The sequence below is a fragment of the Bacillus silvicola genome (assembly GCF_050524305.1).
Classification (GTDB): Bacteria; Bacillota; Bacilli; order Bacillales; family Bacillaceae_G; genus Bacillus_A; species Bacillus_A cereus_AT.
In genome coordinates, this window is the sequence record NZ_JBNGVC010000013.1 from 443,500 (window position 1) to 456,701 (window position 13,202).

Here is a 13,202-nt window from a genome sequence, read left to right on the forward strand (position 1 = left end):
ATTGAGGGGCATTTTTTTCCATTTTATATGGTAAAATGTTACTATCATATATTATGAGGATGGATCACATTATGTCTATTGTAACTTTAGCTCTCTTATTATTAGCGGAAATACTAGTTGCCATTATTCTCATCGGTGTTAGCATTGAAATTTGTAGTTACGGGTGGAAAAAATCGAATGGAATAAAATACTCTTGCCTCTTACTTGCACTCCTTCTCGGCACTGCTAGCATACTCGGACTTTTCGCCGCACCTGCCTATTTCTTTATACAACTAACAGAAAAAGGCTTATAAGAAAGGATGTTAATATGATTACCGTGAAAAATATTGATGGATCTGAAACTTACGTATTACGTCAAAAAATTTTGCGCCCAAGTCAAACATTAACAGATTGTAAATACTCTTCCGACTATGAAACAGACACCTTCCACTTAGGCGCATTTATAAACGATGAACTTATTAGTATCGCTTCTTTCTCAAAAGAAATATACCCTGACTTACCAGCAGGTATTCATTATCGTCTACGAGGAATGGCAACATTACCTGCATTTCGAAACAAACGTGCTGGAAGCTCCTTAATTCAGAAGGCGGAACAAATCTTACAAGAACGCCAAGCAAATATATTATGGTGTAATGGCCGAATTACTGTGGCTGACTATTACAAGCGCTTAGACTTCCAGGAACATGGTGAAATCTTTGAAATTGAACCAATTGGCCTTCATAAAGTACTGTATAAAAGGATATAAGAAAAGCTTTCCGCAATATGGGAAAGCCTTTCTTATATTTCAATCTTCACTTTTTATCTTTTTCATATATATGTATATAAACAAACTAGGAACTAAAAAACAAGCAAACATAATAAGTGCTGTCAAACTAATTTCCTTTATCGAAATATCAGGTGTTGCCACGATACAAATAGCTAAAATTCCAATAACAATACCTACTGGAATTAATAATAGCTTCATAAAATAACTACTCGATACTCCCCCTGTATGCTCATACACTTCCACCGAATTTTTTAAGTTTAAAAAGTTAATAACTACGATCCCGCCCATAAATACCATTAATAAATCTGAAACACTTTCATATCCTGCACCTTGCAAAACGTAGCGATAAAAAACAATGCCTAGTATGACGATATTTTGTAAGATGAAAACTAGTCTAATATGTTTTAACCCCTCAATCATTAAACGTTCATCTTTCACGATTCTCACCCTATCACTCCTTTTCCTCCCAAAACAAATCATTCAATGTTTTATCTACTGCATAACAAATTTTCAAACATAAATCTAAAGACGGATTGTATTTCCCCTTCTCAATTAAACTAATCGTTTGCCTTGTAACGCCTACTTTTTCTGCTAATTGTTGCTGTGTTAAATCTAACTGAACACGCGCGACTTTTATTTTACTTACAGCCATTCATGTTCCTCCTCTACTTTTATTGTAACATATATATTCCATTAAGTAATTTATATTTTACGTAATTGATTTAATTTTCACCTTACCCTACATTAACGGATAGTAAAACGCCCGATTGGTGAGGGCTGATAAGCAGTGGGAATGAACAAAAGCCCCACCGTTTATAGTTTTACTTTATTATACACAAAAAAGGGCCTCTCATAAGAAGCCCCCTTTCTATATCTATATTATAAGAATAAATGACATCCAAATAAAATTGTAAATAAGTATAGTAATGGATGTACTTCCATCCCTTTTCCCTTCGCAATTTTTAAAATTGGATACACTAAAAATCCGATTGCAATTCCATTCGCAATACTAGATGTTAACGGAATACCAACGAAAATTAAAAATGCCGGTAATGCATCTTCGAATTCATTCCAATTAATATCACGAATGCTTTGTGCCATTAAACTACCTACTATAATTAAAGAAGGAGCTGTAATAGCTGCTACACTTGATAAAGAGGCAATAACAGGGCTAAAGAATGCCGTTATAATCGTTAAACAAACGACTACAATACCTGTCAATCCAGTTTTACCACCTGCAGCAATTCCTGCTGACGATTCAATTGTCGCTGCTGTCGGGCTTGTCCCAAAGATAGAACCTGTCGTCCCACCAATTGCATCCGCAATGAACGCCTTACCAAAGCGCTTTTCAGTGTTATCTGTATTTAAACCTGCTTGTTTAATTAAACCGAGTAAAGCACCTGTTGTATCAAATAAAAGTACAAGTAAGAATGAAAAAATAACTCCATATAACCCGTATTGAATTACATCCGAAAATGCATTGATAGGGTTTGAAACAATGATGCCTTCTGGCAAATGTGGCATTGCGACAATGTTATTTTCAAACTTTAATTGCCCTGTAAAGAAAGCAATAATCCCTGTCACAATCATACTAATAAACAATGCTCCACTAACACGTAATACCATTAATACCGCCGCTAATATTAAACCAATTAGAGTTAAAATAACGGCTGGAGAATGGAAGTCACCAATCGTAACTAAGTTAGATGGATGATCAACGATAATTCCAGATAGACGTAATCCAATAAAAGCAATAAATAACCCAATTCCACCTGCAATCGCATGTTTTAAACTGTCAGGAATTGCGACAATTAGCTTTTGCCTAAATGAAGTGAACGATAATAAAAGAAAAATGATACCTGTTACAAATACTGCCGAAAACGCAATGACATATGTAATCCCCTCTGCCTGCTGAACAACAGAATAAGCAAAATACGCATTCATTCCCATAGCTGGAGCAATAACAATTGGATAGTTAGCTAAAAACGCCATACATAGCGTTCCAACAACTGTCGCAATAATAGTTGCCGTAAATGCTTGATCAAATGGTACACCTGCATCAGATAATATTTTCGGATTGATGACAAGAATATACGCAAATGTAAAAAAAGTTGTGATGCCAGCCAAAATTTCTTGCTTCACAGAAGTGTTATACTTTTGTAATTGAAACATACTTATGTACCCTTCCTACACCTGAATTATTATCACACATTCTTTTCTTATTAGTATGTGAGAAAATGTAATACTTAATCTTAACAATCAATAAAAAGAAGAGTCAATATATTCTCTAATAGTTAGAATTTTAAGTTTAAGTCTGACAAGATCAGATGTAGTACAGTGTATTATGATTATTTTTGTAGCATAACAGATAGAAATGTTTTATAATTTGAAATAGTTAAATATTTAGTAAACGCATTCAAATATCGTTCACTCTACAGGGGGTATTCTTCTTATGCAGCAAACAAACAAATCTGAAACTTTAAACCGTGGTTTAAAAGAACGACATATTACCTTAATGTCTCTCGGTTCAGCTATTGGCGTTGGATTATTTTTAGGATCAGCTTCCGCTATTAAACTAGCTGGCCCATCCATTTTACTAGGTTATATGATTGCCGGACTCGTTATTTTTTTCATTATGCGCGCACTCGGAGAAATGGCAATTGAACAACCAGTTGCTGGCTCTTTTAGTAAATATGCAAATGATTACATCAGCCCACTAGCTGGATATATTACAGGCTGGAATTACTGGTTTTTATGGGTTGTTACTTGTATGGCGGAAATTACAGCGGCTGGAATTTACATGCAGTACTGGTTCCCAGATATCCCGCGTTGGATCTGGGCGTTACTAGCTCTTTTATTAATGAGTGCTTTCAACTTCTTATCTGTAAAAGTATTTGGAGAACTTGAGTTTTGGTTTGCTCTCATTAAAATTGTCACAATTATCTGTATGATAGTAGTCGGTGCTGGGATTATTTTATTCGGATTTGGAAACGGAGGCGTCGCAACTGGCATTTCAAATCTTTGGGAGCACGGAGGCTGGTTCCCAAATGGATTCTCTGGATTACTACTTTCCTTACAGATGGTATTATTCGCTTATTTAGGAGTCGAACTTATCGGGGTTACAGCTGGTGAAGCTCAAAATCCAAAAAAAACACTTGCAAAAGCAATTGATAACGTATTTTGGAGAATCTTATTATTCTACGTTGGAGCTCTATTCGTTATGATGGCAATTTATCCTTGGAACGAATTTGGTGAGAAAGGCAGTCCATTCGTACTAACGTTCCAGCAAATCGGTATTGCAAAGGCAGCAGGTATTATTAACTTTGTCGTTTTAACAGCTGCTCTTTCTTCTTGTAACGGTGGTTTGTTTAGTACAGGCCGTATGCTATTTACATTAGCACAACAAAAGAAAGCTCCTGAACGATTCGGCCGTTTAAATAAAAACGGTATTCCTAGTCAAGGAATTATAGCAACAGCAATCGTTTTACTCGTTGGCGTTATATTAAACTATCTTGTTCCTGCAAAAGTGTTTACATGGCTAACTAGTATTTCAACTTTCGGTGCAATTTGGACTTGGGGAATTATATTAGTCGCGCAAATTAAATTCCGTAAAGGATTACAGACTAATAAAAAGGATAAGCTAGCATATAAAATGCCTTTACACCCATTAAGTTCATATTTCTCACTCGGCTTCCTTGTACTTGTACTAGGTATCATGGCCTATTCAGAAGATACACGAATCGCATTAATCGTCGGTCCAATTTGGCTTATCGGCTTGGCTATCGTGTATTATATGAAAGGTTTTCATAAGATTGATGAAACACCTAATTCAAAAATTAGTTAAACCTATGATCTCTTCCTCATTTACTAGGAAGAGATTTTTTCATTATTCACATAAATATTTCTCAATTAAATTAACGTTATCTTTACACTATTTAATATTTTCTATCTTTCTTTCCTAAAAAAAATAGATTACATTATTAAAGCACATATATTTATTATTAGGGGGATTCTTCTATGAAGAATAAAAAATGGATTCAATTTTCTTTAGCAACAGCAATCACACTTAGTATAGGCAGTGCCTATATTCCGTCTACTTATGCCGAAAGCTCCGTAGACCCCGCTCCTGAAATTGCTGCAAAAGTTGTAAACCAAAACAATGGGAAGAAAGTATTATTTGATAATACGCACGGTCAAACGGCTGGGACAGCTGACTGGGTTATTGATGGCGGTTTTTCTGATTTCGGAAACGGCATTGCCCAAAACGGATATCATGTAAAGGAACTTCGTAAATCAACATCTATTACATACGACGATTTAAAAAATTACAATGTGTTTATCGTTCCCGAAGCAAATATTCCTTATAAAAAATCTGAGCAAGATGCAATGTTACAATACGTGAAAAACGGTGGCAGTATTTTCTTCATTGCCGATCATTATAATGCAGATCGTAATAAAAACCGCTGGGACTCCTCAGAAGTGTTTAATGGATATAGACGCGGGGCATGGGATAATCCAGCAAAGGGTATGTCTAATGAAGAAACAACATCACAAGCTATGCAAGGAGTAGAAAGCTCTGATTGGCTATCCGATAATTTCGGTATTCGCTTCCGTTACAATGCACTTGGTGATGTTTCAGCTAAAAATATCGTCTCACCTGCGCAATCATTCGGAATTACAACTGGCGTTTCATCTGTAGCAATGCATGCCGGTTCTACTCTTGCGATTACAAATCCAAAACTAGCGAAAGGTCTTGTATATCTTCCAGAAAATCCATCAAAATGGAATAACGCTGTTGATAGCGGCGTTTATAACGGCGGTGGTGTTGCAGAAGGGCCTTATGCTGCTATTGCAAAAGTTGGTCTTGGAAAAGCAGCCTTTATTGGTGATTCTTCTCCTGTTGAAGATGCATCGCCAAAATATGTTCGCGAAGACTCAGGTCAAACAAAGAAAACTTATGATGGTTATAAAGAAGAAAACGATGCTGTTCTATTAGAAAACATAGTGAATTGGTTAGCGAAGCAAGAAACATTTACAAGCTTAGATCAAGTAAGTGGTTTACAGCTTGATGCACCTACAGCTCTACAAACATTTGAACAACCAAGTTTATCAACAGAACCACAACCAGAACCTTGGAGCGCACCAAGTCAAGGTTACCAGTGGTTCAATACAAATACTTTCAAACCAGGTTCATACGGCTATAACGGTGCAGTGACAACGAGTGATTACGTAATTACGCACCCTAGCATTCTACCAAACAATGAAGTATTCCAAATGAAGATTCAAGTAAATAACTTATTACCAAATACAACATACAATAATTATTCTTTAGGTATTTTCACAACTGGCGGAACACAGGTAGCAAAAGTTCAAAATACAAATGGCACTTGGCCGTCTTCTTTCGGATATAGCAGTACATTCTCTTTCATAACAAATAACCAAGGATCTGCTGAAAAAATTGTGAACGTACAACTTGATCCAAATACAACTGGACAGGCAACACTTCGTCTACGTCAAAACACAACAGCGAAATATAATGAAACTGTAACGATTAATAAAAAATAATGAAAAAGGCAATCCGGATATGGATTGCCTTCTTCTCACTTCTCTTCTTTTGAGAAAAACATTCTTGAAATAACGATACCTATACTACCAACGATTAAGAATAACACAGCCCTGATCATCATAGACACCTCTGGTAAGTCAAGAAGGAATAACTTCCCTACTGTCACTATTAATACGACTAAACCCGCATATAGTATTTCGTTCATATGTCTATTACGGCCAAACCAAACTGCAAATAAAGCATATACCATCCATAATAATGATACAGATACGCTAATTATACTTCCATCTGTAGAAAGAACTTCACCGATCCTCGTAATTGTAATAAATACAATAACCATTAACGAGTAGAGCGCTATAGAATAAACATATTTACCTAAACTCGCTAACACTTCTTTTGCTTGTATCATGCAATAATAGAACGTTCCTATTAAAATAATATGAGCAACAAACCCTGCTGAAATGAACTCATCAAACGGGCTAAAAATCGTCTGTACCATTCCAATCGCATAAATCGTTGCACCTACATACAACTTAATATTTTGCTTTACTTTAATAGCAGTAACCATACCGAGGAAACCTTGTAACAATAATACAATCGCTGCATTTACCAAACTATACTCGTATAAAATCGCTAAACTAAATGACCCCATTGCAAAGCCAAATATTAGATTTGTAAATACAGAATGTTTATTCTTCCTATATTCAAGTACAAACATAACAGCATGCACAAATGCACTTATAACTAATCCCCACGTTGTAAATTCAGGAATTTGGGAGATCGCTAAAATAAAGAAAACTGCATTTGCACTAAATATCGCCAATCTTGCTTCTTGTATAAAATTCCTCTCCGAAAACATATGCCAAAATAACAGCAAATGAATTGCACCGTATACAACCGTTAACTGTACTTGCACATTCTCTACCAATATTGACATAACAACAAAGAAGACAAATAGGACAATTGCCGCAACAACATAAGAAATCATATACAAGTAATTATAACGGTTTCTCAATGCATACCATAATAGGCTAATTGTTAATATAGTCTCATAACTAAAGAAAATATACGTATTAGGAGTCGTACTATTTAACAAGAAAGGAACAAAAAATGCTCCAACCGCCACGAAAATAGCGAGGTATTCCGAGCTATATCTTTTCGCTAAATAAATCCCTAAAATAACCCATACAATATTACAGATAAACGCAATACTTGCAGGAATAAACTCATATAAATAATGTGCCGCAAACGTTGTTAAAACAATTCCCGTAATACTTCCTCCAGCTAATACTAACCCTAACGCTTGCCGCTCTCTTTTAATTTGTATATCTCCTACGTAATACAAACCGGCAGATAGTACTATACCAAACACAACCCGTATCGCTGGTGTTAATAATCCAGCATCTACTCCTGCTTTAAATAACCAAATAACGCCAAGTAGCATAATACCGACAAATATGCGTGGTAACCATGTTTGACAAAACTTTATAATATTAAATGGTGCGGGCTTAAATGCAGATATATCTACTTGTTTCACCTTTGGCTCTTGTATGGATTCCCTCGTCTTTACTACGTCTTCTTGTAACTTTTCATTACTTACCGCCTCAATATATTCTTTCTTTTCCTTATTAACATTTTGTTGAACTTTATCTACTTCTATTTTTCTTTGCTTCGCTTTCAATTCATAAAGTGTCTCTTGCATCGTTTCAATTGCCGTTTCGAGCGCTTCTATTTTCTTGTTTAAATCCTCCTTCATATACTCCCCCCTCATCATCGATTTTTCAATCAACCTATATATTACCAATTACCCTTATCATACTATTAGTCTATTCATGCTCGATACCATTTTTCCAAAAAAGAAAGGTGTTTTCCGAAATAGGAAAACACCTCTTACTTATTTCTTCTTATTTATAGCAATACTAACAATAACACCAATACAAACACCGAAAATAGCTGGAACAATCCATCCAACACCTTCTGTATAAAACGGAATGTATTTCAATACTGGTGTCCACTTATTCATCATCACATTTTTATTTAAAATATCAATCGCACTAAATAACGCTACGATTCCAATCGTGACCGAATATACATATACATACTTTCCAATATACTTATGGAATAACCCTAAAATAATAAGGGTTAGTGCAACGGGATAAATAAATCCGAGAATTGGTACTGATACTTTTAAAATTTGTGTTAATCCTAAATTAGCTAAGATCGTACTAACAAGACTTAATATAAACGCCCAAACTTTATAAGATACTTTCGGAAATACACTAGCGAAAAATTGACTACAAGACGTAACGAGTCCAATCGAAACACATAAACACGCGATAGTAAAAATAAGACCTAATAAAACTACTCCACCTTGTCCAAATAATGCCGTCATAACTTGCGCTAACACTTGCGCACCGTTATCAAATGTCCCCAACGAGCCACTAATTGAACCAACATATCCGAGGACGACATAAATAACAGATAGTAATAGTCCTGCCCCGATTCCAGCAATACTCATATATTTAGCTAAACCTTTATCATCTTCAATACCTTTTGCACGCAAAGCATTTGCAATAACAATCCCAAATATTAAAGCCGCTAACGCATCCATCGTTAAATATCCGTCTAAAAACCCTTGGAACATAGGAGCTTGTCCATAATTTCCTGCAGGCTCTTTCAAACTGCCTACTGATGTAAACATACTTTTTATAAATATAATGGCAATCATACATAATAATAAAGGTGTTAAAACCTTTCCAAACAAGCCCATTAATTTAGATGGTGATAAACTTAACCAATATACAATACTAAAGAAAATAACTGTGTAAAACAATAATACAACGCTTCCCGCTTCTGGGAGTAACTGCCCTGGACCCATTTCAAAAGCTAAACTTCCTGCACGCGGTATACCAAGACCAGGTCCAATAAATACATATACAATACACGGAAAAATAATGGCAAATGAAGAATGAACTCTACCCGCTAACGTTTGAAAGCTTCCTGCCTTCGCAATAGCAATAACCCCTAATATCGGAAGCCCTGTTGCTGACATAATAAAACCTAACAATGAAATCCACACATGCTCTCCCGCTTCGTATCCGAGGAAAGGTGGGAATATAAGATTCCCTGCTCCAAAGAACATAGAGAATAACATAAGACTAATAAGTAAAATTTCTTTTTTCTGTAACAAGTTCATTTCTTTCTCCTTCTTCAATTTCATCATGTATGAAATCCATTCCACACGTAGGAAAAGCGCGATAATCCGCTTCCTTACAAAGAAAACATAGTCCATAGTCTACCATAAAAGAAACACCCATTCTATAACTACTTCCCTTTTCCAATTTCTTCTGAAAAATCAACCTTTATTGACTTATAATAGTTAATAAGGTAAAATATTAAATGTACAAAATTATTAACTTTGTTTTTGTTTGTGTCAGGAGGAAAATAACATGGAATCAGCGATACAACTAGAAAAAGAACAACAAAGAAAAAAGAAACATCCTCCAGGTTTATACTTACTCTTCTTTACAGAAATGTGGGAAAGATTTAGTTACTATGGATTACGAGGATTATTAACATTATATTTAACGACAGCTTTAGTAAGTGGTGGTCTTGGGTTTAGTCCCGCATGGGCACTCTCTATTTACGGGTTTTATACTGGAGCCTGTTATTTTACACCAATGATTGGTGGATACTTAACAGACCGTTTTCTAGGTAGACGAAAAGCAATCACAATTGGTGGTATAACAATGGCACTCGGTAACCTTACACTATTTGCCTTGCAAAACCAATTGGGCCTATACCTCGGATTAGCGCTTATTATTATCGGTAATGGATTCTTCAAACCAAATATCTCTACACTTGTTGGAGAATTATACGAAGAGAACGATCCAAAACGTGATAGTGCATTTACAATTTTCTATATGGGTATTAACGTCGGTTCATTTTTAGCTCCACTCGTTTGTGGATTTTTATCAGAAAATTTATTCAAAACAACAGTTGATGGCGTTGTACATTTCGGATTCCGTTACGGCTTCTTAGCTGCTTCAATCGGAATGATTATTGGACAAATTTTATTTACAACACTATCTAATCGCTTCCTTGGTGATATCGGTAAAAAACCATCTCGCGATTTGCAAACGGCTGCTGGACAACAGACAGTAGGAGATACACCGTTAACAAAAAAAGAAAAACAACGTACCGCAGTTATCGTCATTTTAACATGCTTTGTTGTCTTCTTCTGGGCTGGCTTTGAACAAGCTGGTAGTTCGTTAACATTGTATACAAACAAATTTGTAGACCGCTCTGTGTTCGGATGGGAAGTTCCAACATCTTGGTTCCAATCGGTCAATCCGTTATTTATTATTTTACTTGCTCCAGTCATTTCAGCATTATGGGCAAAACTTGCAACTAGAAAAAATGGTGACATGAAAATCCCAACAAAAATGGGACTTGGTATGATCCTACTTGGTATCGGTTATATCATTCTTGTTATCGCTACATTAAAAACAGGTAGTGATGAACATAACATTACAGAAAAAGCAAACTTACTATTTATCGTCTTTACGTATCTTTTCCATACGTTAGGTGAACTATTCTTATCACCTGTTGGACTATCAATGGTTAGCGCACTTGCTCCAGTAAAACTTGCTTCTTTATTAATGGGAGTATGGCTAGCAAGCTCGGGAATCGCCAACATTATAGGCGGACAACTTGCAAGCTTCACAACTTCACTTGGATATGCTGAAGTATTTACAGTAATCGGAGCTGCAGCGATTATTTTAGGTTTTGTTTTATTATTAATTTCTAAGAAATTAGTGAAATGGATGGATTAAAAAAAGATGAGGAATTTTCCTCATCTTTTTTTACGCTTTCTTTCCCTTTTCTATTGCTTGTTCATACAAGCCTTTATGTTCTTTATATTCACTTGGCACGAAACTCTTATAGAAGAATGAAAGCCAGCTGTCTCCTTTTTTATATCCTTCTTCTCGAATTTCCGCTGCCTTTTTATTTGATTTAAATCCTTCAGTAAACCATTTCTTTAATGTTTCATTCTTTTCATACTTAGCAGGAACTTTTAAGTCGTAGTTTTCAAATGCATATGTATATCCAGCTTTTTCCGCTGCCTTTTTAGCAGACTTATATCCCTTTTCATACGCGGTTTCATATGCTTTCACATATACATCCTTTTCAGTATTCCCAGGTTTCTTTTCAGCTAATTCTTTACCAGCCTTTTCACCAAGTTCCGCTTGTTCTTTTTCAATCTTTTCGGTTCTCTCTTTATTACCTACTTGGAAACCTTCTGCAAAGTTCACCTTAAACTCAGGAGTAATTTGACTATCGTCCATTGTCTCTTGTGCTAACCCTTGCTCTTTACCTTTTTCAAAATGCGCTTTTTTCTGTTCTTCTAAAGACCACGTTACAGCATAAGCAGTTGTAAATGCTTGTTTATATGCATCTGACTTTCCAGCTACATGTCCTTCTGCATTGTTTTTTCCTGCTTTAAAATCTGTCTCTCCGCTTTTTTGCCCTTCAGCTTGTCCCTTTTCAGCCTCAGCTTTACGCTGCGCTTCCTCTGCCTTACGTGCTTCTTCTGCTTTGCGTTGTTCTTCTGCAGCACGCTGGCTCTCTTCCTCTACTTTGCGCTGTTCTTCTACAGCATGCTGTCTCTCTTCCTCTGCTTTACGCTGTGCTTCTGCAGCACGTTGTTTTTCTGCCTCCGCATTGTGCTGCGCTTCTGCTTTTCTTTCAGCTTCTACAGCACCATTTTTATTTTGGCTAGGAGCTGGGCTCGTTGTACCACTACTAGAAGCTGGTTTATTGTGATAATGATATTCCCCGTACTGCAATCCCCATTTTTCACAATTTGTACGACACGTATGTCCACCATTAGCATCTGTACGTCCTGGATGTGCATAAGTAGAAATTGGCGCTACCAATAACGCTACACTTGTTGTTAAAAGAAGTTTTTTTACTTGCTGTTTCACTTTTGTTCCCCCCAAAATCTAGAATCATTACTTTATTATACAAAAATAGAAAAATACTTAAATACCAACTAAAATATTCTTTTATTTCCCAACATTTGATAAAAAAGAAGGTTCACTCTTTAAAGAGTGAACCTTCTTTTTTCTTTATTTCTTCGCCTTCGTTCCTACTAGATCACCCGTAATAACAAAACGCTTAGAATTATCTTTAACAGATACACATGTAATAAGCGTTATCTCATTTTTCCCATGATCCTCTACAACTTCCCATTTATCAGGAGTCACTTCAGATACACCGGTAACAGTATACTCATACTCATTTGCATTGTCATACAAATAAATTTTATCGTTCTTTTTTAAAGTTGATACATCACTAAATAAAACACCTTTTTTTGACATATTATGCCCTGCAAGCGCATAATTCCCTTGTCCCATCACTTGATTTTCTTTTACAGTTGCCGCACCTGATAATAAATTCTTTTCAGTCGACGCTTTTAAAACAGGAAGTTCTACTGAAATACTTGGAATCGAAATACGACCGATTACTTGTTTCTTATCTAATGATGCATTCGCTACTTCTGCCAAGTCTGGTTGATTAATTTTCGAAGCATCTACAAATTCCGTCTCATGCTTTTCATAATCCATCTTTTGAACAGCTTGTACATTTCCAGTCTGTTTCTTTTCAGCCTGATATCCATCATAAAATGGCTTTCCGATTAATACACCACCTACAACAAATAGAAGGATTGCTACTATACTATAAATTCTTTGCTTATTCATATACAATTCCTTTCCGTTACAAAATCTTACTCTATATAAAATGATAAGACAATATTGCTATATGTACAAGTGTAAGCTGAAAAGAAACCTTCTTGCTTCAGCAAGA

At 35.7% G+C, this 13,202-nt stretch carries 12 protein-coding genes; 5 read left to right on the forward strand and 7 right to left on the reverse strand.

The annotated features are described in order from the left end of the window. Positions 1 to 35: 35 nt before the first annotated feature. Positions 36 to 293: a DUF4022 family protein gene (locus ACP6L7_RS24510; protein ID WP_141533281.1), complete on the forward strand. Its 258-nt coding sequence runs from the start codon at positions 36 to 38 to the stop codon at positions 291 to 293. Between the two features lie 14 nt (positions 294 to 307). Then, on the forward strand, positions 308 to 745 hold the full coding sequence (locus ACP6L7_RS24515) for a GNAT family N-acetyltransferase (protein WP_097832899.1): 438 nt from the start codon (positions 308 to 310) through the stop codon (positions 743 to 745). Positions 746 to 784: 39 nt separating this feature from the next. Here ACP6L7_RS24515 and ACP6L7_RS24520 read toward each other — a convergent pair whose 3' ends face one another. From ACP6L7_RS24520 to ACP6L7_RS24530, 3 genes are all read right to left on the reverse strand, one after another. Then, positions 785 to 1,213, reverse strand: coding sequence for a hypothetical protein (locus ACP6L7_RS24520; RefSeq protein ID WP_097832898.1), 429 nt, complete (start codon positions 1,211 to 1,213; stop codon positions 785 to 787). Between the two features lie 4 nt (positions 1,214 to 1,217). Next, positions 1,218 to 1,418: a helix-turn-helix transcriptional regulator gene (locus ACP6L7_RS24525; RefSeq protein ID WP_000301182.1), complete on the reverse strand. Its 201-nt coding sequence runs from the start codon at positions 1,416 to 1,418 to the stop codon at positions 1,218 to 1,220. A 227-nt stretch (positions 1,419 to 1,645) separates the two neighbouring features. Beyond that, on the reverse strand, positions 1,646 to 2,938 hold the full coding sequence (locus ACP6L7_RS24530) for an NCS2 family permease (RefSeq protein WP_071743728.1): 1,293 nt from the start codon (positions 2,936 to 2,938) through the stop codon (positions 1,646 to 1,648). A 280-nt stretch (positions 2,939 to 3,218) separates the two neighbouring features. Here ACP6L7_RS24530 and ACP6L7_RS24535 point away from each other — a divergent pair, with 280 nt between their 5' ends. Both ACP6L7_RS24535 and ACP6L7_RS24540 read left to right on the forward strand, forming a co-directional pair. Next, the gene (locus ACP6L7_RS24535) at positions 3,219 to 4,610 is read left to right on the forward strand and encodes an amino acid permease (protein WP_097832897.1); all 1,392 of its coding nucleotides are present in this window, start codon (positions 3,219 to 3,221) and stop codon (positions 4,608 to 4,610) included. A 173-nt stretch (positions 4,611 to 4,783) separates the two neighbouring features. Beyond that, on the forward strand, positions 4,784 to 6,331 hold the full coding sequence (locus ACP6L7_RS24540) for a DNA-binding protein (protein WP_097832896.1): 1,548 nt from the start codon (positions 4,784 to 4,786) through the stop codon (positions 6,329 to 6,331). Between the two features lie 35 nt (positions 6,332 to 6,366). On the opposite strand, the gene ACP6L7_RS24545 is transcribed toward ACP6L7_RS24540, so the two are convergent. Together ACP6L7_RS24545 and brnQ1 are read right to left on the reverse strand one after the other, a co-directional pair. Next, entirely contained in the window at positions 6,367 to 8,088 is a 1,722-nt protein-coding gene (locus ACP6L7_RS24545) for a DUF2339 domain-containing protein (protein ID WP_097832895.1), read from the reverse strand. Between the two features lie 138 nt (positions 8,089 to 8,226). After that, positions 8,227 to 9,528: a branched-chain amino acid transport system II carrier protein BrnQ1 gene (gene brnQ1, locus ACP6L7_RS24550; RefSeq protein ID WP_097832894.1), complete on the reverse strand. Its 1,302-nt coding sequence runs from the start codon at positions 9,526 to 9,528 to the stop codon at positions 8,227 to 8,229. Positions 9,529 to 9,781: 253 nt separating this feature from the next. On the opposite strand from brnQ1, the gene ACP6L7_RS24555 reads away from it, so the two are divergent. Beyond that, positions 9,782 to 11,167: a peptide MFS transporter gene (locus tag ACP6L7_RS24555; RefSeq protein ID WP_097832893.1), complete on the forward strand. Its 1,386-nt coding sequence runs from the start codon at positions 9,782 to 9,784 to the stop codon at positions 11,165 to 11,167. Between the two features lie 30 nt (positions 11,168 to 11,197). On the opposite strand, the gene ACP6L7_RS24560 is transcribed toward ACP6L7_RS24555, so the two are convergent. Beyond that, on the reverse strand, positions 11,198 to 12,319 hold the full coding sequence (locus tag ACP6L7_RS24560) for a YHYH domain-containing protein (protein ID WP_097832892.1): 1,122 nt from the start codon (positions 12,317 to 12,319) through the stop codon (positions 11,198 to 11,200). 144 nt (positions 12,320 to 12,463) lie between these two features. Then, entirely contained in the window at positions 12,464 to 13,096 is a 633-nt protein-coding gene (locus ACP6L7_RS24565) for a class A sortase (protein WP_097832891.1), read from the reverse strand. Positions 13,097 to 13,202: the final 106 nt, after the last annotated feature.

What these genes read in the sequence shown, in the direction of transcription:
- brnQ1 (WP_097832894.1), bottom strand. Translation starts at nt 9,528, where the DNA reads ATGAACTTGTTACAGAAAAAAGAAATTTTACTTATTAGTCTTATGTTA.
- ACP6L7_RS24525 (WP_000301182.1), bottom strand. Translation starts at nt 1,418, where the DNA reads ATGGCTGTAAGTAAAATAAAAGTCGCGCGTGTTCAGTTAGATTTAACA.
- ACP6L7_RS24530 (WP_071743728.1), bottom strand. Translation starts at nt 2,938, where the DNA reads ATGTTTCAATTACAAAAGTATAACACTTCTGTGAAGCAAGAAATTTTG.
- ACP6L7_RS24555 (WP_097832893.1), top strand. Translation starts at nt 9,782, where the DNA reads ATGGAATCAGCGATACAACTAGAAAAAGAACAACAAAGAAAAAAGAAA.
- ACP6L7_RS24545 (WP_097832895.1), bottom strand. Translation starts at nt 8,088, where the DNA reads ATGAAGGAGGATTTAAACAAGAAAATAGAAGCGCTCGAAACGGCAATT.
- ACP6L7_RS24510 (WP_141533281.1), top strand. Translation starts at nt 36, where the DNA reads ATGTTACTATCATATATTATGAGGATGGATCACATTATGTCTATTGTA.
- ACP6L7_RS24565 (WP_097832891.1), bottom strand. Translation starts at nt 13,096, where the DNA reads ATGAATAAGCAAAGAATTTATAGTATAGTAGCAATCCTTCTATTTGTT.
- ACP6L7_RS24515 (WP_097832899.1), top strand. Translation starts at nt 308, where the DNA reads ATGATTACCGTGAAAAATATTGATGGATCTGAAACTTACGTATTACGT.
- ACP6L7_RS24540 (WP_097832896.1), top strand. Translation starts at nt 4,784, where the DNA reads ATGAAGAATAAAAAATGGATTCAATTTTCTTTAGCAACAGCAATCACA.
- ACP6L7_RS24535 (WP_097832897.1), top strand. Translation starts at nt 3,219, where the DNA reads ATGCAGCAAACAAACAAATCTGAAACTTTAAACCGTGGTTTAAAAGAA.